At 64.8% G+C, this 18,861-nt stretch carries 21 protein-coding genes, 1 pseudogene and 1 riboswitch; of the genes and pseudogenes, 12 read left to right on the forward strand and 10 right to left on the reverse strand.

The window, feature by feature from the left end; genetic code table 11:
- Positions 1-22 precede the first annotated feature (22 nt).
- The 6 genes from RB2654_RS17230 to fabA all read right to left on the reverse strand — a co-directional run bounded on the left by RB2654_RS17230 (position 23) and on the right by fabA (position 5,282).
- Entirely contained in the window at positions 23-634 is a 612-nt protein-coding gene (locus RB2654_RS17230; protein ID WP_008334234.1) for a (d)CMP kinase, read from the reverse strand.
- Positions 635-638: 4 nt separating this feature from the next.
- The gene (locus tag RB2654_RS17235) at positions 639-1,145 is read right to left on the reverse strand and encodes a hypothetical protein (RefSeq protein ID WP_008334235.1); all 507 of its coding nucleotides are present in this window, start codon (positions 1,143-1,145) and stop codon (positions 639-641) included.
- 62 nt (positions 1,146-1,207) lie between these two features.
- Positions 1,208-2,560 carry a 3-phosphoshikimate 1-carboxyvinyltransferase gene (aroA, locus tag RB2654_RS17240; RefSeq protein ID WP_040885175.1) on the reverse strand — a complete coding sequence of 451 codons (1,353 nt, stop codon included), beginning with the start codon at positions 2,558-2,560 and terminating at the stop codon, positions 1,208-1,210.
- Between the two features lie 139 nt (positions 2,561-2,699).
- A complete protein-coding gene (locus tag RB2654_RS17245; protein WP_008334237.1) occupies positions 2,700-3,488 on the reverse strand; it encodes an enoyl-ACP reductase FabI in 789 nt (262 codons plus the stop codon).
- 11 nt (positions 3,489-3,499) lie between these two features.
- A complete protein-coding gene (locus RB2654_RS17250; protein WP_008334238.1) occupies positions 3,500-4,729 on the reverse strand; it encodes a beta-ketoacyl-ACP synthase II in 1,230 nt (409 codons plus the stop codon).
- Between the two features lie 43 nt (positions 4,730-4,772).
- Positions 4,773-5,282 carry a bifunctional 3-hydroxydecanoyl-ACP dehydratase/trans-2-decenoyl-ACP isomerase gene (gene fabA / locus RB2654_RS17255; RefSeq protein WP_008334239.1) on the reverse strand — a complete coding sequence of 170 codons (510 nt, stop codon included), beginning with the start codon at positions 5,280-5,282 and terminating at the stop codon, positions 4,773-4,775.
- Between the two features lie 183 nt (positions 5,283-5,465).
- Between fabA and irrA the strand changes: the two genes are divergently transcribed.
- Positions 5,466-5,888 (forward strand): iron response transcriptional regulator IrrA, encoded by a 423-nt coding sequence (irrA, locus tag RB2654_RS17260; RefSeq protein WP_008334240.1) that lies wholly within the window; start codon positions 5,466-5,468, stop codon positions 5,886-5,888.
- Here irrA and RB2654_RS17265 read toward each other — a convergent pair whose 3' ends face one another.
- From RB2654_RS17265 to RB2654_RS17275, 3 genes are all read right to left on the reverse strand, one after another.
- The gene (locus tag RB2654_RS17265; protein ID WP_040885177.1) at positions 5,889-6,341 is read right to left on the reverse strand and encodes an SRPBCC family protein; all 453 of its coding nucleotides are present in this window, start codon (positions 6,339-6,341) and stop codon (positions 5,889-5,891) included.
- A 99-nt stretch (positions 6,342-6,440) separates the two neighbouring features.
- The gene (locus RB2654_RS17270) at positions 6,441-6,869 is read right to left on the reverse strand and encodes an FKBP-type peptidyl-prolyl cis-trans isomerase (RefSeq protein ID WP_008334242.1); all 429 of its coding nucleotides are present in this window, start codon (positions 6,867-6,869) and stop codon (positions 6,441-6,443) included.
- 152 nt (positions 6,870-7,021) lie between these two features.
- Positions 7,022-7,891: a hypothetical protein gene (locus RB2654_RS17275; RefSeq protein WP_008334243.1), complete on the reverse strand. Its 870-nt coding sequence runs from the start codon at positions 7,889-7,891 to the stop codon at positions 7,022-7,024.
- Positions 7,892-8,026: 135 nt separating this feature from the next.
- Here RB2654_RS17275 and miaB point away from each other — a divergent pair, with 135 nt between their 5' ends.
- The 11 genes from miaB to metK all read left to right on the forward strand — a co-directional run bounded on the left by miaB (position 8,027) and on the right by metK (position 18,649).
- Positions 8,027-9,358 carry a tRNA (N6-isopentenyl adenosine(37)-C2)-methylthiotransferase MiaB gene (miaB, locus tag RB2654_RS17280; RefSeq protein WP_008334245.1) on the forward strand — a complete coding sequence of 444 codons (1,332 nt, stop codon included), beginning with the start codon at positions 8,027-8,029 and terminating at the stop codon, positions 9,356-9,358.
- A gap of 195 nt (positions 9,359-9,553) precedes the next feature.
- A complete protein-coding gene (locus tag RB2654_RS17285) occupies positions 9,554-10,141 on the forward strand; it encodes an OmpA family protein (RefSeq protein ID WP_050771986.1) in 588 nt (195 codons plus the stop codon).
- Positions 10,138-10,473: a hypothetical protein gene (locus tag RB2654_RS22565; protein WP_008334249.1), complete on the forward strand. Its 336-nt coding sequence runs from the start codon at positions 10,138-10,140 to the stop codon at positions 10,471-10,473. Before RB2654_RS17285 ends, RB2654_RS22565 begins: the two co-directional genes overlap by 4 nt.
- A 284-nt stretch (positions 10,474-10,757) precedes the next feature.
- A complete protein-coding gene (locus tag RB2654_RS17295; protein WP_040885179.1) occupies positions 10,758-11,768 on the forward strand; it encodes a PhoH family protein in 1,011 nt (336 codons plus the stop codon).
- 132 nt (positions 11,769-11,900) lie between these two features.
- Positions 11,901-12,470 carry a methylenetetrahydrofolate reductase C-terminal domain-containing protein gene (locus tag RB2654_RS17300; protein WP_008334252.1) on the forward strand — a complete coding sequence of 190 codons (570 nt, stop codon included), beginning with the start codon at positions 11,901-11,903 and terminating at the stop codon, positions 12,468-12,470.
- Positions 12,467-13,450, forward strand: coding sequence for a methylenetetrahydrofolate reductase (locus RB2654_RS17305; RefSeq protein ID WP_008334253.1), 984 nt, complete (start codon positions 12,467-12,469; stop codon positions 13,448-13,450). Before RB2654_RS17300 ends, RB2654_RS17305 begins: the two co-directional genes overlap by 4 nt.
- A gap of 62 nt (positions 13,451-13,512) precedes the next feature.
- The gene (locus RB2654_RS17310; protein WP_040885181.1) at positions 13,513-14,442 is read left to right on the forward strand and encodes an SDR family NAD(P)-dependent oxidoreductase; all 930 of its coding nucleotides are present in this window, start codon (positions 13,513-13,515) and stop codon (positions 14,440-14,442) included.
- A 39-nt stretch (positions 14,443-14,481) separates the two neighbouring features.
- Complete coding sequence (gene ybeY / locus RB2654_RS17315; RefSeq protein ID WP_008334255.1) at positions 14,482-14,970, forward strand: rRNA maturation RNase YbeY; 489 nt, start codon at positions 14,482-14,484, stop codon at positions 14,968-14,970.
- Between the two features lie 24 nt (positions 14,971-14,994).
- A complete protein-coding gene (locus RB2654_RS17320; protein ID WP_008334256.1) occupies positions 14,995-15,885 on the forward strand; it encodes a hemolysin family protein in 891 nt (296 codons plus the stop codon).
- Positions 15,886-17,415: an apolipoprotein N-acyltransferase gene (lnt, locus tag RB2654_RS17325; protein WP_008334257.1), complete on the forward strand. Its 1,530-nt coding sequence runs from the start codon at positions 15,886-15,888 to the stop codon at positions 17,413-17,415.
- Positions 17,416-17,427: 12 nt separating this feature from the next.
- Positions 17,428-17,476: riboswitch (SAM-SAH riboswitch) on the forward strand.
- Between the two features lie 6 nt (positions 17,477-17,482).
- Positions 17,483-18,649, forward strand: a complete 1,167-nt coding sequence (gene metK / locus RB2654_RS17330; protein ID WP_008334258.1) for a methionine adenosyltransferase — start codon at positions 17,483-17,485, stop codon at positions 18,647-18,649.
- Between the two features lie 4 nt (positions 18,650-18,653).
- Here the strand turns inward: metK and RB2654_RS23840 are convergent.
- Positions 18,654-18,861, reverse strand: a pseudogene (locus RB2654_RS23840) (hypothetical protein); the annotation flags it as partial.

Consider the following 18,861-nt stretch of genomic DNA (forward strand, 5'->3'; position numbering starts at 1 on the left):
CCGCGCAAGCGGGCGAAATCTTTCAGGCCCCGCGCACCTTGTTTACCACCGCTACCGCCGCCGCCACCGCCGCCTCGATCGTCATGTGACTCGTGTCGATGGTCACCGCGTCATCCGCGGGCTTCAGGGGCGCCGTCGCGCGGGTCCGGTCCCGCTCGTCGCGCGCGCGCACGTCAGCCAGCACACTGTCGTAACCCGCGTCATGCCCGGTTTCGAGCAGTTCCTTGTGCCGGCGCACCGCCCGCACCTCGGGGCTGGCTGTCACAAAAAGCTTCACGGCGGCCTCAGGGCAGATCACGGTGCCGATGTCGCGCCCGTCCAGAACCGCGCCGCCTGCGCGTGCCGCGAAGGCGCGTTGGAAATCCACCAGCGCCTCGCGCACCTCGGGTTCGACCGCCACCTTGCTCGCCGCCTGCGCGACCTTTGGCGTGCGCAGCCCCAGCACCTCAAGATCCTCGGCGCGCAGCGACCGGGCCGCCGCCACCGCGTCTTCGCCGTCCAGCACACGTTTGCCCACGGCGCGATAGAGCAGCCCGGTGTCCAGATGCGCGAAGCCGAAATGCCGCGCCACCGCTTTGGAAATCGTGCCCTTGCCCGCCGCCGCAGGCCCGTCGATTGCTACCGTGAAGCTCAAACCGCTACCCCTTGCTCGCTCGTGCCCGCGTTTTGAAGAAAGTCGCGACGAGGAGCAAGATCGACACAGGCAGAAGGAGCCATTTGAGCATGGTGGCGGCGCTCGCCCGCCCAATCGTGCCCGGATCGAGGGCGTCGGGGCCGGCAAGCAGGCTTTGGGTGACCAGCGCATTCTCGGTCAGGTCGGACAGGCCCATGACCACCGGCACCAGAGCAAGCCAGCGCCACGCCCCGCCCCCCAGCCAGATCCCGTAGGCGAAGGTCACACCGAACAGCACCGGCACGGCGACGTCCCATGTCCGCGAGATGCGCGCATAGGCTTCGGGAAACCCCGGCTCGGCCCCGTCGAGCAGCGCCCGGATGTCATCGACCCCATATCCCGTCACCCGCAGGTCGGGGATCGCCGCCCCGTTGGTGAGCGCGATCATGTCCTGCCCGGCCCAGCCGACCAGAAGGCCGTAGACCAAAAGCGTCACGGCGAGCAAAAACCAGAAAATCCCGATGCGTCCCATGCGTCGCTCCCAAGCCCTGCCGTCACTTAGCCAGAGGAACGGCGGCGAGGGAACCGCCAATATCAGGCGGTCGAACGCTCGATGGTCGCGCCGAGACCTGTCATCAGCGGCTCGAAAATCGGGAACGAGGTTGCGATGGGCTGGCCGTCATCGACGCTTACGGGCGATTGGGACGCCATCCCCATGACCATGAAGCTCATCGCGATCCGGTGGTCGAGCCGCGCGGCAGCGGTGCCGCCCCCCGGCACGCCGTCCGGACCCAAGCCGTGCACGGTCATGAAGTCGCGCCCTTCCTCGATGGTGACCCCGTTCGCCTCGAGCCCCCGCGCCATCGCGTCGATCCGGTCGCTTTCCTTGACGCGCAGCTCATGCACGCCGACCATCTCGGTCTTGCCGGTCGCAAAGGCCGCGACCACGGACAGCACCGGATATTCGTCGATCATGCTCGCCGCACGCTCTTCCGGCACGCGGATGCCCTTCATGTCGGGCGAGAAACGCGCGCGCAGGTCGGCCACAGGCTCGCCCCCCTCTTCGCGTTCGTTCTCATAGGTCAGGTCCGCGCCCATTTCGATGAGCGTGGTGAACAGCCCGGCGCGGGTCGGGTTCAGGCCGATGTTCGGCACCAGCACGTCGGACCCCGGCACGATCAGCGCGGCGCAGACCGGGAACGCCGCCGAGGACGGATCGCGCGGCACGGCGATGGTCTGGGGCTTGAGCTCCGGCTGACCCACCAGCGTGATGACGCGGCCCTCGTCGGTGTCCTCGACGCTGATCTCGGCCCCGAACCCCGCAAGCATCCGCTCGGTATGATCGCGCGTCGCCTCGGCCTCGATCACCACGGTCTCACCGGGCGCGTTCAGGCCCGCGAGCAGCACGGCGGATTTGACCTGCGCGGAGGCCATCGGCGTTCTGTAGCGGACCGGGATCGGGTTCTTCGCGCCCACCACGGTCATCGGCAGCCGCCCGCCCGTGCGCCCGTAGCTCTGCGCGCCGAACAGGGCGATGGGGTCGGTCACGCGGCCCATCGGGCGCGACCGAAGTGAGGCATCGCCCGTGAAGGTCGCGGTGATCGGCGAGGTCGCCATGCACCCCATGATAAGCCGCACGCCAGTGCCCGCGTTGCCGCAGTCGATCACGTCTTCAGGCTCGGCAAAGCCACCGACGCCGACACCGTTCACGCGCCATTCGCCGTCGCCCAACCGTTCCACATCGGCCCCGAAAGCGCGCATCGCCGCGGCGGTGGCCAGCACGTCCTCGCCTTCGAGCAGCCCGGTCACGCGGGTCTCACCCACGGCCATCGCGCCAAGCAGGAGCGAGCGGTGGCTGATCGACTTATCCCCCGGCACGTCCGCCACGCCCTTGAGCGGGCCGGACTTGCGGCTGGTCATCGGGATCGGGGTGCCGTGGCCGGACATGGAAAGCCTCCTCGCTGCGTTCGGGCGCTGATAGCGCAGGTCAATCGGGGCGTCCACTGGCTGTGGGCCAGAGCCGACGGAACGAGAAAAGGGCGCGGCCCAACGACCACGCCCCTTCAAGACTAATCGGTTCACAAAGCTACAGGTTTTCCGGCTGCGGCATCCCGAGCACGTGGAACCCGCAATCGACGGTGATGATCTCGCCCGTCGTGCATTCGCCATAGGGCGAAGCGAGGTAGACCGCCGTGCCGCCGATGGATTCGAGCGTCGCGTTCTGGCGCAGGGGCGAGTTCGCCTCGGTGTGCCGGAACGTCTTGCGCGCGCCGCCAATGGCCGCGCCCGCCAGCGTTTTCATCGGACCGGGGCTGATCGCGTTCACGCGGATGCCCTGCGGGCCGAGGTCGTTGGCGAGGTAACGGACCGAAGCCTCCAGCGCCGCCTTGGCCACGCCCATCACATTGTAGAACGGCGTCACGCGGTTGGACCCGCCATAGGTCAGGGTCAGGATCGTGCCGCCCTCGGTCATGTAGGGCTCGACCCGCCGCGCCACGTCGATCAGCGAGTAGCACGAGATATCCATCGAGTTCTTGAAGTTCGCGCGGGAGGTGTTGAGGAACCGCCCCGTCAGTTCCGACTTGTCCGAAAACGCGATGGCATGGACGAGGAAATCGATCCGGTCCCACCGTTCCCACAAGGCCGCGAAGCCCGCGTCGAGTTTGGCATCGTCGGTCACGTCCATATCGACAAGGATGTCGGAGCCGAGCGACTGGGCCAGCGGTTCGACCCGCTTGCCGAAGGCCTCGCCCTGATAGGAAAAGGCAAGCTCCGCGCCCTCGTCGGCCATCGCCTTGGCGATCCCCCACGCGATGGAGCGATCGTTGGCGACGCCCATGACAAGGCCGCGCTTGCCCTTCATCAACTCACCCATGTCCCCGGTCCCTATCCGTTATACTTGCTGATCAGCATCGACCCGTTGGTCCCGCCGAAGCCGAAGCTGTTGGTCATCACGGTGTCGAGCCCCGCGTTTTCGACCAGTGTCGTCGCGATCTCGCCCTCGTGGATCGCCGGGTCGAGCGTTTCGACGTTGATCGAGGGGGTGATGAAATGCTGATCCAGCATGAGGATCGAGAAGATCGCCTCCATCGCACCCGCCGCGCCTTGCGCGTGGCCGGTCATCGACTTGGTGGAACTGATGAGCGGGGTGGAGCCTTCGCCGAAGACGCGGCGCACCGCTTCCACTTCTCCGACATCGCCGACCGGGGTCGAGGTGCCGTGAGCGTTGATATAGCCCACTTTCCGACCTTCGGGCAGCGTGGACAGCGCCAACCGCATGGCCCGTTCGCCGCCCTCGCCCGACGGGGCGACCATGTCGTGCCCGTCCGAAGTGGCGGCGAATCCCGTCACTTCGCCATAGATCTTGGCACCGCGCGCCAGCGCGTGGTCGAGGCTTTCGAGCACGACGATCCCGCCGCCGCCCGCAATCACGAACCCGTCGCGGTCCTTGTCGAAGGCGCGCGAGGCCTTGTCCGGCGTGTCGTTGAACTTTGACGACATCGCGCCCATCGCATCGAAGAGGCAGGACAGGGTCCAGTCGAGCTCTTCCGCGCCGCCCGCGAACATCACGTCCTGCTTGCCCATCATGATCTGCTCGGCGGCGCTGCCGATACAGTGAAGCGACGTGGAACAGGCCGAGGTGATCGAGTAGTTGATGCCCTTGATCTTGTATTGCGTGGCGAGGTTCGCGCTGATCGTCGAGGACATGCACTTCGGCACGGCGAGTGGGCCGATGCGCTTGGGAGAACCGGACTTCAGAACCGTCTGGTGGGCCTGAAACATCGAACTGGTCGACGGGCCGCCAGAGCCAGCGATCAGCCCCGTGCGTTCGTTGACCACGTCGGAGTCGTCCAGCCCGGCATCGGCAATCGCCTGCCCCATCGCGAGATAGGCATAGGCCGCGCCCGGCCCCATGAACCGAAGCGCACGCTTGTCCACGTTTTCCTTGAGGTCGATATCCACCGCCCCCGCGATCTGGCTGCGAAAGCCGTATTCGGCCATGTCCGCATTGGCGGTGATGCCTGAGCGGCCAGCCTTCAGCGACTGCGTGACCTCTTCGGTGTTCAGACCGATGGGGGACACGACCCCAAGACCTGTCACGACGACACGTTGCATTTCTGGCTCCTTATCTGGTGCGCCCGTCCCCGGATGGTTTCGGTCAGCTTTCCGAAAGCGCGACCTTCATGTCCTTGACCTGATAGATGACTTCGCCGTCCGCCTCGACGATCCCGTCGGCGACACCCATCGTCAGGCGACGGGTCTGCACGGCTTTCGTGAAGTCCACGTAATACGTCAGTTTCTTGCGGTCGGGCCGGACCATGCCGGTGAGCTTCACCTCACCCACACCCAGCGCATAGCCGCGCCCCTGCCAGCCGCGCCAGCCGAGGTTGAAACCGGTCAGCTGCCACAGACCGTCGAGGCCGAGACAACCGGGCATGATCGGGTTGCCGGGGAAATGGCAGTCGAAGAACCAAAGATCCGGCACGATATCGAATTCCGCGACCACGTGGCCCTTGCCGTGCTTGCCGCCGTCACCCGAGATATCGGTGATCCGGTCCATCATCAGCATCGGCGGCGCGGGAAGTTGCGCGTTTCCTTCGCCGAAAAGCTCGCCGCGGGCGCACTTCAGCAGGTCGTCCTTGTCGAAACTCGTTGGATACTCTGCCATCAGGCCCCCTGGCTACGTGTTATGAACGGTACATCGGTTTGCTTCGGCCCGTCTATCACCCGCGCGAAGTGAGTGGCAAGTGCGGCGCTCCTGCCCTGCCTTCATGGTGGGTGCGGGGAATCCAATTGAAATGCACAGGTATTGTTGACTATATATACCGCCAGACGAAGTCAGAGGGTGAAGATGACCCACAGCCAGTCACAGGATATGGGCCGCAAGTGGCTCGAAAGCGCCGGGCTGCGCCCGACGCGACAGCGCGTGGCCATCGCGGCGCTGCTGGTCGGCGACGGCGAGCATCGGCATGTCACCGCCGAAAGCCTGTTCGACGCGACGCGCGAGGCCGGTGAAAAGGTATCGCTTGCGACGGTCTACAACACGCTTCGGTCGTTCTCCGAGGTCGGGCTTCTGCGCGAAATCCTCGTGAACGGCACCAAGGGCTACTTCGACACCAACACCACCAACCACCCGCATTTCTTCTGGGAAGATTCGGGTGAGTTGATGGATGCGCCCGAGGAAGATCTTGAAATCGCGGCCCTCCCGGCGGCGCCGGACGGGGCCGAAGTGTCGAAAGTCGACGTAGTGATCCGGCTGCGCGCCAAACGCTGACTAGCCGGCCGCGCGATCCTCGACCACATTGATGGATACGTCGTGCTCGATCAGCGCCTTGGCGGCGATGAGCACCTGACTGAACCCGCCCGTTGAATCAATGGCTTGCGCCGCCTGCGCGGCCTCGTCGCCCTCGAAACCGGTTTCGGTGACTTTCACCTCGGTCATCGGGCCCTTCTCGATGAAGGTCCACGACACGTCGGTCATCTGCGTGCCGTCGCCCCAGCGGATGTCGATGCGTTCGCCCGGCATCGCCTCGACCACCTCGACGGTGATGGGATGGGCATCGGGCGCCGTACCCACGTACCACGTCAGGGTCACGCCCTTCTCGATCGGGCCGGACACCCTGGGGAACCAGAATTCCGTCATCCGGTCGGGGGTCGCGAACGCCTCGTAGCATACGAGCGGAGGCGCGGCGATCATCGTGGCGGCTTTAGCCATTACAGCGGTCATGGCGTCCTCCTTCCTAGTCTGTCGAAGGGAAAACGCCGGGCCGCCGGGGGGTGTTCCGCCTTGGCATCGCCGTCGGCGGAGCCCCCCGGTCGGGTCGGATCAGGCGATTTCGACCAGTTCGATGTTGAACGTCAGGTCTTTGCCCGCAAGCTGGTGGTTGGCGTCGATCGTGACCTTTTCCTCGGTCACGTCGGTCACGGTCACCGGGATCTGGCGCCCGTCCGGCGTGGACATCTGAAGCATGATGCCGGTTTCCAGCGGAATGTCGGCGGGAATGTCGCCGCGCGGAATCTCGGTCACACCTTCGGGATGATGCGGGCCATAGGCCTCGTCCGCCGGGACCGGAACGGTTTTCTTGTCGCCGGGCGTCATGCCGGGGATCGCCTTGTCCAGTCCGGGGATGATCTGGCCCGAGCCCACGGTGAATTCGAGCGGATCGCGCCCGTCGGAACTGTCGAAGACGGTGCCGTCGTTCAGCGTGCCGGTGTAGTGAATACGGACGGTGTCGCCCGATTTGACTTCGGTCATAAGTGCCTCGTTTGGTCGGGAGTGAGTTCGGCAAGGCCACGCGTGAACGCGCGGGTGCTTGCGGGGTTCCCCCTAAACATAGGCGCATGTGATTTGATGTAAACCCGGGGCCTCTGCTTCGCCGCGTCGTGCCCACCGCAGGCTTCAACCGATCAGAACCACTGCCCCGGCTCCATCAGCCCGAGGTCCAGAAGCTGCTGCGACGTCCAGTCGAACGGCACCGAGTTGTGCCATTTGAACGTCGGAATGTCGAAGGTGGACCCGGCGTTGGACTTCAGCGCCTTGGCGGTCCGAAAGCTCACGATCGCCGCCGTCAGGTTGTTGTGCCATGGGCAAGCGTAGGTGTTGTATTCCTCGTCGTTGAACGTGTGGTCCGCGCGCAGAACGAGGTCAGGACGCGCCTTGAACAATGCGATCCGGTCGATCTTGCGCCGGTCCTTGGGCACGTGTTCCTCGAACCGCCAGCGCAGGCCGCCGAAGAAATCGAGCTGCCGCTCCTTGGGGTAATTGTTGTTCTCGGGGTCCGGGCGCCCGAGCGCATAGTAGCCCGACTTGTCGAGCCACGCATGGTCGAGCGAAACCGCATCGGGATAGCGTTTGAGATCACCGGCATAGAGGTCGACCACATAGGCCAGCATCGCGCTGCGCCGTTCTTCGGTGTGAAAGACCAGAAGTTCGTTGACGTTGCGCGTCTCGCAGAACGGAAAGAACAGGTATTCGGCGTTGTAGCAGTAATAAAGCCACGTGCCCTCGGCGATGTCGATGACGGCATTCACCGCCTTCTGCACGTCGCCGACATGCAGCACCGGATAATCCACCCGGTGAATTTCCTGTTCGAGCGAATGGGTCAGGTCCAGTTCCCTTGGCGCGAACAGAACGATCCCGCGAAACCCGGTCAACTGGTGGTAGCGGATCGTGCTTTCGACCTCGACCAGATCCTCGACGAAGATCAGCGCCACCGGCCCCTTCGCAAAGGCCGCTTTGCCCCGGTCGATGAACTGTGCGAGCGATGTGTAACGCATTCTCTGCCCCAAATGCCCCTTGTGGCGGGGTCTGGGTAAACTTTCCCTGAACGCCCACGCCAATGCAACCGTTGCGGCGATAGGGCAAACGCGTTACGACGCCGCCTTGATCGAAGGCCCCGGAGAACGCGCGACATGACCGATCAGAGCACGGACCCGAAGAAACTGTTCATCCGCACCTACGGCTGCCAGATGAACGTCTATGACAGCGAGCGGATGGCCGAGGCTATGGGCGGTCAGGGCTATGTCGAAGTCGGCTCGCCGGACGAGGCCGACATGATCCTTCTGAACACCTGCCACATCCGCGAAAAGGCCGCCGAAAAGGTCTATTCCGAGCTGGGGCGGTTCAAGGATCTGAAGGATGCGAAACCGGACCTGAAGATCGGCGTCGCGGGCTGCGTGGCGCAAGCCGAGGGGGAAGAGATCATGCGGCGTCAGCCGATGGTCGATCTTGTCGTCGGTCCCCAGACCTATCACCGCCTGCCCGAGATGGTCGAAAAGGTCGGTCGGGGCGAAAAGGCGCTCGATACCGACTTCCCGCTCGAGGACAAGTTCGAGGTTCTGAAGAACCGCCCGACCGCCAAGCGCGCGCCGACCGCGTTCCTGACCGTGCAGGAAGGCTGCGACAAGTTCTGCGCCTTCTGCGTCGTGCCCTATACGCGCGGTGCCGAGGTCAGCCGCCCGCCGGAGCGCATTCTGCGGGAAGCGCGCGAACTGGTCGAACGCGGCGTGCGCGAGATCACCTTGCTGGGCCAGAATGTGAACGCCTATCACGGCGCGGGCGACGGCGGCGACTGGTCGCTCGCGCGGCTCATCTGGGCTCTGAACGACATCGACGGGCTGGAGCGGATCCGTTTCACCACCTCGCATCCCAACGATATGTCCGACGACCTGATCGCGGCGCACGGCGAATGCGCGAAACTGATGCCCTACCTGCATCTGCCGGTGCAATCGGGGTCGGACCGCATCCTCAAACGGATGAACCGCAAGCACACCGCCGAAGAATACCTGCGGCTGATCGAACGCATCCGGGCGGCCCGCCCCGACATCCTGATCTCGGGCGATTTCATCGTCGGCTTCCCGGAAGAAACCGATCGCGATTTCGAGGACACGCTCGACCTGATCCGTGCCGTGAATTATGGGCAGGCCTTCAGCTTCAAGTATTCCTCGCGCCCCGGCACGCCCGCCGCCGAACGTCCGCTGGTGGACGAGGCCGAGGCGTCGGACCGCCTGCACCGCCTGCAAGCCCTCATCAACGAACAGGCGCGCGGCGTGATGGACGGCATGGTGGGCCGCGAAATCGGCGTTCTGTTTGAAAAACCGGGCCGGATGGAGGGCCAGATGGCCGGGAAATCCGACTACCTTCACGCCGTTCACGTGAAAGCCGAGGGAATCGCCCCCGGCGACCTCAGACGGGTGAGAATCACCGAGGCCGGGCCCAATTCCCTGGCCGGCGCCTTGGTGTAGGGCCCACTCACTAACACTAGGAATTGTGTGGATTTTCCCAGCAATCACTAGCAATCCACATATATGATACAGAATGTCCACACAGCTTGGACAAATTCAATCTGCCCAGCATTTACATAAAGACTTTCATCGGTTTAACCTTCCTCCAATAGATATCGCGCCGTCGCCACACGGCCATTTTTTGGGGGATCAGGAGTGAAGTACCGGGTTATTTCCAGTCTCAGAACGCTGGCTGCCGCAGCCGTTCTGGGGCTCTCCGCTGCTGCGGGGGTCACGACCCCAGCCGCAGCGCAATCGCAAGTGACAGTCACCGGCAAGATCAACTGGGGGCTTTGGGTAGACCCGGATGGATGTATGCACTGGTGGGCGGACGGTGGCGTCGAAGGGTATATGGTGTCGCGTCGCGATCCCAAGACCGGGCGCCATATGTGTCTGGAAAAGAACACCTGTGCCGTTCAGAACACGGATGTCCTGTTCAAGACCGACAGCTACCAGCTGACCGCGCAGGGCCAGCAGTGGCTGCGCCAGTTCTTCGCAAGCGCCGGCGCCTTCGCCTATGCCGTCTACGGGCATACCGACAGCCGCGCGTCGGACGAATACAACATGCGCCTGTCGCAGAACCGCGCCAACACCGTGGCCGGTGTCGCGCGCCAGTCGGGGGCGGTCGTGGACCGTGTCGTCGGCTTCGGCGAGCGCCGTCCGATCGCGCCCAACAACTCTGCGGCCAACATGCAAAAGAACCGCCGCGTGGAAATCGTCTGCTACAGGTATCCGAACCCATGAAAATGAAGACCGCACTTATTGCGCTGCTCGCGCCTGTCGTCGTGGCAGGCTGTTCGGCCACCGCCTATGATGGCGGCGCGCCCAAGCTGATCGCGACCAACGTCGACCGCACCATCGGCGACTCCCCCGGCCCGCGTGACGGCATCGCCGCTGTCGCGGTTCTGCCCGACGGCTGCGAAGCGTGGATCACCGACGACGGCCTCGAAGGCTACGGCGGCGACCGTTCGGACCCGAAATCGGGCCTGCCGCGCTGCTCCAACGAACTTCCGCGCGGCGCCGTGATCGGCGAATGGCGCGTGTCGCCGGACCTTCCGGACTATCTGCCGCGCTGATCCGGCACGACCGAAGACATCGACAAGGCCCGGCCAAACGCCGGGCCTTTTCCTTTGCCGCACGCCCCGGCAACGACTCGTTCAGTCTCGGATGGATAACATCACAGGGCGCGGGAACCATTCGCGCCCGTCGGGGCTTTCATTTGTGCACACCGCTTAATCCGAAGCCGACCCGAAAGCGCCCTTTTTGTATCAGTTGCGTAAATTTCGCGCACTAATGCTTGCGTGTGCGAGGGGTCGGAGGCACCATCATTAGTACAGGCACCCGTGATACGGAGACATACTTGGGACTAGATGCGTTAAACCCGCCGAAACCCGAAGACATTCACGAAACCCTGTTGGAGTTTCCCGACAACCGATTACTCATCGACTTGTGCGGGGAATTCGACCGAAACCTCGCCCAGATCGAACACCAGATGAACGTGCACATCCTGCGCCGCGGCAACCAGCTTGCCGTCGTCGGGGACGGAGAGGCGCGTGGGCAGGCGGCAGCAGTCTTGCAGGCGCTTTATCAGCGGCTCGAACAGGGCAAGCAGATCGAGGCCGGAGACATCGACGGCGAGATCCGCATGGGCCACCACGAAGACGGTCCCGGCCCGGATGCGCAGCTTGAGATGTTCAAGGGCGGCCGGGTCGAGATCAAGACCCGTAAGAAGCTGGTCGAACCGCGCACGGACGCGCAGAAGGCCTATGTGAAGAACCTGTTCAAACGCGAACTGGCCTTCGGCATCGGGCCCGCGGGCACCGGCAAGACCTATCTCGCCGTCGCCGTGGGGGTGAACCTGTTCATCTCGGGCCATGTCGACAAGATCATCCTGTCGCGCCCCGCCGTCGAAGCCGGCGAACGTCTGGGCTTCCTGCCCGGCGACATGAAGGAAAAGGTCGATCCTTACATGCAGCCGCTTTACGACGCGCTGAACGACTTCCTGCCGGGCAAGCAGGTCGAAAAGCTGATCGCCGAGAAGCGTATCGAAATCGCGCCGCTGGCCTTCATGCGGGGGCGCACGCTGTCGAACGCCTTCGTCGTGCTGGATGAGGCGCAGAACGCCACGACGATGCAGATGAAGATGTTCCTGACCCGGCTTGGCGAAGGCTCGCGCATGGTCATCACCGGCGACCGCAGCCAGGTCGATCTGCCGCGCGGCGTGAACTCGGGCCTGCACGATGCCGAAACGCTTCTGAAGGGCATCGACGACATCGCGTTCAACTACTTCACGGCGAAGGACGTGGTGCGCCACCACCTTGTCGCCAAGATCATCGAAGCCTACGACGCGGCCGACCCGGCCAAGGGCTGATACGGACCACCTTCAGGAAAGCGCGGGCCGAAAACGCCCGCGCTTTTTCTTTGGCGAAAACGAAATCCCAACGAATTGTTCTGGATTTTCCGAAGTTTGCGTTATCGTGGGGGCAGCCAGAGGGAGGTCGCCATGTACGCGTTGCGCCGCTTCGCAGTCCGCCGCTCACGCCAGTTCGAATGGGTTTACCAAAGGCTCGAAAGCCTTCTCGTCTCGCTGGACCCGCTCTTGTCCAAGCTCGGATATGCGCGGCTCGAACGCCCCGTCGCCGCCGTCGAGCGCGTGACCAAGGGGCTATTGTTCGACTGCAAGATGTGCGGGCAATGCGTGCTGTCCTCGACCGGCATGTCCTGTCCGATGAACTGCCCCAAGCAGTTGCGCAACGGCCCCTGCGGCGGGGTGCGTCCCGGCGGGTTCTGCGAGGTGAAGCCCGACATGCGTTGCGTCTGGGTCGAGGCATGGGATGGCGCCTCGCGGATGAAGCACGGCGACAAGATCGGGGTCGTCCTGCCCCCCGTGGATCGGCGGCTGGAGGGGAGCTCCGCCTGGCTGCGCGCCAGCCGAGAACGCGTGCAGCAATTGACGGAAGCGACCGAGGCGAACCGCACCGCGTTGGCGCGCACCTACCCCGAGGCCCGCGCCAGTGCACCGACCTCGGCCCCGCTGACCGAAGAGACCCGCAAGGAAGGGGCCGCGCGATGAGCATGTTCTACTCCGACCCCAACGCGATCCGCCCCTATGAACCGATCCCGGAAGGGCACAAGGCCGGGTCCGTGCTGGAGCGCACCCTGAGGGCAGGCGAGTTCGCGGTCACGTCCGAATTGAACCCGCCCGACAGCGCCGACCCCGAAGATGTGTTCGCCGCCGCCAAACCGTTGGCCGAGGTCACGGATGCGATCAACGCGACGGATGCGTCCGGGGCCAATTGCCATATGTCGTCCATCGGCATCTGCTCGCTCCTCACCCGCACCGGGCATGGCTCGGTCTACCAGATTTCGTGTCGCGACCGGAACCGGATCGCCATTCAGGGCGACGTGCTGGGCGCCGCCGCGATGGGCGTGCGCAATGTGCTGTGCCTCACGGGCGACGATGTGGGCGCCGGGGACCAGCCGGGCGCGAAGCCTGTGTTCGATCTGGACAGCGTTTCCCTGATCCGGCTCATCAAAACGATGCGCGACGAGGGGCGGTTCCTGTCGGGGCGCGAGATCGCAAAACCCCCGCGCCTTTTCATCGGGGCGGCCGAAAACCCCTGCGTCGATCCGGTGGACTACCGCGCCGACCGGCTCGCCAAAAAGGTCGAGGCGGGGGCAGATTTCATCCAGACCAACTACATCTTCGACATTCCGCGTTTCGAACGGTTCATGGAACGGGTGCGCGACATGGGGCTCGACAAGCGGGTGTTCATCCTTGCGGGCGTCGGCCCGCTCGCCTCGGCCAAGGCCGCGCGCTGGATGCGCTCCAACGTGCCGGGCATCCATATCCCCGACAGCGTGATCGACCGGCTGGCAAAGGCCGAAAAACCGGGGGACGAGGGGCGCAGGATCTGCGTCGAACTGATCCAGCAGGTGAAGGACATCGCGGGCGTCTCGGGCGTGCACATCATGGCCTATCGGCGAGAGCATCTGGTCGCAGATATTTTGCGCGAAGCCGGGATCGCCCGGCCCCAGAAACAAAGCGCCTGAGGCCCGCGTATACAGCCGACCCGATGGATGATACGCCTCGTTTCGATAACACGAGGTGACGCATGGCATGGACGCCTGAGGATATGGGGTCGCTCGACGGCCAGGTGGCGATGGTCACAGGGACGAGCGGGCTGTGCACCGCGATCGTCGCGGGTCTTGCCCGCGCCGGGGCGCATGTCATCATGGCCGGACGCTCGGTCGAACGGGGCGAGGCTGTGCTGGACACGATCCGTGCCGAGGTGCCGGGAGCCAAGCTCAGTTTCCGGCAGGTGGACCTTGCCGACATGGCCTCGGTCAAGGCCTTCACGGCCAAGACGCTGGCCGAGCTGGACCAGCTCGACATCCTGATCTGCAACGCCGCCGTCATGGCCGAACTGGGGCGCAGCGAGACCAAGGACGGGTTCGAGATGATGTTCGGGGTCAACCACCTTGCCCATTTCGCGATGGTGGTCGGGTTGCTGCCGCTTCTGTCACGGTCGAACGCGCGGGTCGTCGCGCTGTCCTCCGGGGCGCATAAATACGGCGAGTTCGATTTCGACGACCTTCAGACCAAGGGCAAGTTCAAGCCGATGGTGGCCTATGGCAAGACCAAGCTCGCCTGCCTGATGTTCGCGAAAGAGCTTCAGCGGCGCAGCGAGGCGCAGGGCTGGGGCATCACCTCGGTCGCCGCGCATCCGGGGTTCTCACGCTCGCAGGGAGTCTATGACCGCCTCGCCACCATCCCGATCATGGGCTGGATCGTCGGCACCTTCATCATCCCGTTCATCTCGCAGGTGCCGGAAAAGGCGTCGGAGGCGATCCTCTACGCCGCCACAGCCGATGATGTGACCGGCGGCGGCAATTATGGCCCGGTGGGCTTTCGCGAACTGGTCGGCCCGGTGGGTGTCGCCTCGACCGCCGACTACGCCGAGCGCGAGGATATCGCGGCGCGGCTCTGGGCGGTGAGCGAGGATCTGACCGGGGTGCGGCAAGACGACGTGATGGCGCAATGAGCGTTCCCGTGACGCCCGAAGCCGGGTAAGAGCGGCCCCATGATCGTGGACGTGGTATATGAGGACGACCGCTGGGTGGCGCTGGGGCTCGAGGCTCTCGCCGAAACCGCCTGCGCGGCGACGCTCGCAAAGCTGGGCATCGCGGGTGCCGAGATTGCGCTGCTGGCCTGCGACGACGACCGGATCGCCGCGCTCAACACCGAGTTCCGGGACAAGCCGACGCCGACCAACGTGCTGTCATGGCCATCCGAGGAACGTGGCGCGGATCAGCCGGGGGGCGACCCCTACCCGCCCGAGGACATGGAACTGGGCGATATCGCCATCGCCTATGACACCTGCGCGCGGGAAGCCGCCGAGGCCGGCAAACCGATGGTGGATCATGTGACCCATCTTGTCGTACATGGAACCCTTCATCTGTTGGGTTATGACCACATAGACGACAAAGATGCGGCCCTGATGGAAGGGCTGGAAACGGAAATACTTGGCAAGATGGGTCTCGCCGACCCATATGGAGGGACGGAGACGTGATCTCCGGGCCAGTGGAAAGGACAGATGGGCGACACCGACGGGTCTTCTAGCGCGGCGCAGAGCGCGCGCGAGGAAGAGGAAAACGCACGGTCCGAAGGATTCTTCGGACGTATCATCGGGGCGCTCAGCCCCTCGGACACGGATGAGGCCGAGGCACATGATGCCCCGGCTGGCGGTGGCGACAGCGCCCGCGCCGTTCCCCTTGGCATGTTGAACCTGCGCCGGATGCGCGTGGAGGACGTGATGATCCCGAAGGTCGAGGTCGTCGCGGTCGCCGAGGATATCTCGCTCTCCGATCTGGTCGAGAAATTCCGCGAATCCGGTAACACGCGCCTGCCGGTGTTCCGGGGCACGCTGGACACGCCCATCGGGCTGGTCCACCTCAAGGATTTCGCGCTCAAGCACGGCTTCAACGGCGACAGCCCGGATTTCGATATGGGCGACCTCGTGCGCCCGCTGATCTATGCGCCGCCCTCAATGCCCATCGGCGTCCTGTTGCAAAAGATGCAGACGGACAGGATGCACATGGCGCTCGTCATCGACGAATACGGCGGCGTCGACGGTCTGGTGACACTCGAAGACCTCGTAGAGCAGGTCATCGGCGAGATCGAGGATGAACACGATCTGGAAGAGGGCGCCCTGTGGATGCAGGAACCCTCGGGGTCGTGGCTGGTCGAGGCGCGCGCGCCGCTTGAAGAATTCGAAGAGGCGTCGGGCCTGTCGCTCGTCACCGAGGACGTGGAAGAGGAAGAGATCGACACTCTGGGCGGTCTCGTCTTTCTCGAGGCGGGCCGTGTGCCCGCGCGCGGCGAGGTGATCGAACATCCCTCGGGTGCCGAGTTCGAAGTGGTCGATGCCGAACCCCGGCGGATCAAGCGCCTGCGCGTCAGGCTTCCGGGCGAAGGCAAGGCGTAGATGCGCGAGGCGATGCGGCGGCTTGCCGCGGCGAAGTGGAAGGGGCTGTTCGCAGCCCTTTTCTTTGGCGGCATGGCCGCGGTCGGTCACGAACCTTTCGGCCTTTATACCGTCAGCATCGTCGCCTTCGCGCTGGGTCTGGGTCTGGTTCTGGACGCCCCGAGTTGGAAACGCGCGGGCGTGCTCGGCTGGATGGTCGGCACCGGGTTTTTCGCGGTGCAGTGGAGCTGGCTGGTCAATCCCTTCCTTGTCGACATCAAGGCACACGGCTGGATGGCACCTTTCGCGGTCATCCTGCTCGCCGGCGGTATGGCGCTTTACTGGGGCGCGGCCTCGGCCCTTGCCGCACTCGTCCGCCCGGCCCTGCGCTGGGTCGCGCTGCCCATCGCGCTGGGGCTCGCTGAATACGTGCGCGCCTGGGCCTTCACGGGCTTTTCGTGGGGCGGGCCGGGGCTGATCTGGATCGACACGCCCGTCGCGCAGATTGCGGCATGGATCGGCGCCTATGGGCTCGGCTGGGTCACACTCTTCTTCGCGGCGCTCATCTATGTCGCGATCTATTCCCGCTGGCTCAGGGTCGGCGTGGTCGCGGCGGGCGTGGCGCTTGCCGGTTTCGGCTTTCTCGCCGATCAACGCCCCCTGCCCCCCACGACCGAAAACGTCCTGCGGCTCGTCCAGCCCAACGCGGCCCAGCATCTGAAGTGGGAGCCGGACTGGGTCATGACTTTCTTCGAACGCGCCACGGCGCTGTCCTCGGCCCCCGCCGAGGGGCGCGAGCCTGATCTGGTGGTCTGGCCCGAAACCTCGATCCCCGCGCTTCAGGGTCAGGCCCCGCTGCTTGAAGAACGCGCCTTCCGCTCCGCTGCCCCCGCGCCCCTTGTGGCGGGCATCCAGCGGCGCGAGGGATCGACCTACCGCAATTCCATCGTCTACTACGACGCGCCGGGCGAGCCTGCGTGGATCTACGATAAACACCACCTCGTCCCGTTCGGGGAATTCGTCCCCTTCGGCAACCAGCTCGCCAAGGTCGGCATCCGGGGTCTGGCCCAGCAAGCCGGCTATGGCTTCGAAGAGGGCGACGGCCCGGTGATCCACCAGCTTCCCGGCACGCTGGGCAAGGCCCTGCCGCTGATCTGCTACGAGGCGATCTTTCCGCGCGACATCCGCGGGGCCAAGGGGCGCGCCGACATGATCCTGCAATTGACAAACGACGCGTGGTTCGGCACCTTTTCCGGCCCGCAGCAGCACCTCGTCCACGCCCGGTTCCGCGCCATCGAGTTCGGCCTGCCGCTCGCGCGTGCCGCCAACACCGGGATCAGCGCCATGATCGACGCCAAGGGCAATGTCACCGCCGCGCTGCCGCTCAACGAGGCCGGGTTCCTCGACGCGGCCCTTCCCGCACCTCTGCCGCCCACGGTCTATGCCCAGATCGGCGATCTGCCCTTCATTGTGGCGCTTTCGGCGCTGTTCGCCGGGCTTCTGGCCTTCGCGCGGCGCAAATCCGTTGACCCGGTTGCGGCACCCCTGTAACGCAGGGTGACCCAACCGCCACAACGGCTTCCTGACGTGGCGGGGATATCATAACGGAGCACTTTTCATGGCACGATCCAACTACGTATTCACTTCGGAATCCGTTTCCGAAGGCCACCCGGATAAGGTCTGCGACCGGATTTCCGATGCGGTTCTCGACGCCTTCCTGTCAGAAGACCCCTATTCCCGCGTGGCCTGCGAAACCTTCGCGACCACCGACCGCGTCGTCATCGGCGGCGAGGTGCGCGGCCCCGCCAGCGTGATCGAACGCGTGGAAGAGATCGCGCGCGATTGCGTCAAGGACATCGGCTATGAGCAGAAGGGCTTTCACTGGGCCAACATGAAGGTCGACAACTACCTTCACGCCCAGTCCGCCGACATCGCCCAGGGTGTCGACGCAGCCGACAACAAGGACGAGGGCGCGGGCGATCAGGGCATCATGTTCGGCTATGCGACGGACGAGACGACGGCGCTCATGCCCGCCCCGATCCTCTATGCCCACAAGATCCTCAAGCGTCTGGCCGATGCCCGCAAGAACGAAGGCATTGTCCAGCTTGGCCCGGATGCGAAAAGCCAGCTTTCGGTGCGGTATGAAAACGGCCAGCCCGTCGCGGTGACCTCGCTCGTCTTGTCGACCCAGCACCTCGACGACACCATGACCTCGGACGACGTGCGCGCGCTCGTCACGCCTTACATCGAAGAGGTGCTGCCGGCCGAGTGGATCACGGACGAGACCGAATGGCACGTGAACCCGACCGGCAAGTTCGTCATCGGCGGGCCGGACGGCGACGCGGGCCTCACGGGCCGCAAGATCATCGTCGACACCTATGGCGGTGCGGCCCCCCACGGCGGCGGCGCCTTTTCGGGCAAAGACCCGACCAAGGTGGACCGCTCGGCGGCCTATGCCGCGCGCTACCTCGCCAAGAACGTGGTGGCGGCGGGCCTTGCCAAGAAATGCACGCTGCAACTGTCCTACGCCATCGGCGTCGCCAAACCGCTGTCGATCTACGTCGACACCTACGGCACGGGCACGGTGGACGAAGCCGCGATCGAAAAGGCGGCGGCCAAGGTCATGAACCTGACCCCGCGCGGCATCCGCGAGCATCTGGGCATGAACCGCCCGATCTACCAGCGCACGGCGGCCTACGGCCACTTCGGCCGCCCGGCCGAGGACGACGGGGGCTTTTCGTGGGAAAAGACGGACCTCGTGGACGCGTTCAAAGCGGCGGTCTGACGAGCTAGAAATGAATGACAAAAGGCCCCGGCACTATGCCGGGGCCTTTCATTTTGGCACTACCCGTCCTCTTCTTCGGTCTGAAAATACCTCGGAGGGGGTGTGGGGGAGGGATGCGGATCGCCTTGGTCGCCGGGAAGGTGCCTAATTCCGCAAGCCCGCCGGACCCGCCGCCCACCAGCACACGCATCCCCGGCTCGAATCCCTCGACC

The organism is Maritimibacter alkaliphilus HTCC2654, assembly GCF_000152805.1.
GTDB lineage: Bacteria > Pseudomonadota > Alphaproteobacteria > Rhodobacterales > Rhodobacteraceae > Maritimibacter > Maritimibacter alkaliphilus.

Bases quoted from the DNA above. Each gene is read 5' to 3' on its own strand.
- ybeY (WP_008334255.1), top strand. From the start codon at position 14,482: ATGATCGTGGACGTGGTATATGAGGACGACCGCTGGGTGGCGCTGGGG.
- RB2654_RS17320 (WP_008334256.1), top strand. From the start codon at position 14,995: ATGGGCGACACCGACGGGTCTTCTAGCGCGGCGCAGAGCGCGCGCGAG.
- aroA (WP_040885175.1), bottom strand. From the start codon at position 2,560: ATGTCCGGCCACGGCACCCCGATCCCGATGACCAGCCGCAAGTCCGGC.
- RB2654_RS17270 (WP_008334242.1), bottom strand. From the start codon at position 6,869: ATGACCGAAGTCAAATCGGGCGACACCGTCCGTATTCACTACACCGGC.
- RB2654_RS17245 (WP_008334237.1), bottom strand. From the start codon at position 3,488: ATGGGTGAGTTGATGAAGGGCAAGCGCGGCCTTGTCATGGGCGTCGCC.
- miaB (WP_008334245.1), top strand. From the start codon at position 8,027: ATGACCGATCAGAGCACGGACCCGAAGAAACTGTTCATCCGCACCTAC.
- lnt (WP_008334257.1), top strand. From the start codon at position 15,886: ATGCGCGAGGCGATGCGGCGGCTTGCCGCGGCGAAGTGGAAGGGGCTG.
- RB2654_RS17250 (WP_008334238.1), bottom strand. From the start codon at position 4,729: ATGCAACGTGTCGTCGTGACAGGTCTTGGGGTCGTGTCCCCCATCGGT.
- RB2654_RS17275 (WP_008334243.1), bottom strand. From the start codon at position 7,891: ATGCGTTACACATCGCTCGCACAGTTCATCGACCGGGGCAAAGCGGCC.
- RB2654_RS17305 (WP_008334253.1), top strand. From the start codon at position 12,467: ATGAGCATGTTCTACTCCGACCCCAACGCGATCCGCCCCTATGAACCG.
- RB2654_RS22565 (WP_008334249.1), top strand. From the start codon at position 10,138: ATGAAAATGAAGACCGCACTTATTGCGCTGCTCGCGCCTGTCGTCGTG.
- RB2654_RS17310 (WP_040885181.1), top strand. From the start codon at position 13,513: ATGGCATGGACGCCTGAGGATATGGGGTCGCTCGACGGCCAGGTGGCG.
- irrA (WP_008334240.1), top strand. From the start codon at position 5,466: ATGACCCACAGCCAGTCACAGGATATGGGCCGCAAGTGGCTCGAAAGC.
- metK (WP_008334258.1), top strand. From the start codon at position 17,483: ATGGCACGATCCAACTACGTATTCACTTCGGAATCCGTTTCCGAAGGC.
- fabA (WP_008334239.1), bottom strand. From the start codon at position 5,282: ATGGCAGAGTATCCAACGAGTTTCGACAAGGACGACCTGCTGAAGTGC.
- RB2654_RS17265 (WP_040885177.1), bottom strand. From the start codon at position 6,341: ATGACCGCTGTAATGGCTAAAGCCGCCACGATGATCGCCGCGCCTCCG.
- RB2654_RS17300 (WP_008334252.1), top strand. From the start codon at position 11,901: ATGTACGCGTTGCGCCGCTTCGCAGTCCGCCGCTCACGCCAGTTCGAA.
- RB2654_RS17235 (WP_008334235.1), bottom strand. From the start codon at position 1,145: ATGGGACGCATCGGGATTTTCTGGTTTTTGCTCGCCGTGACGCTTTTG.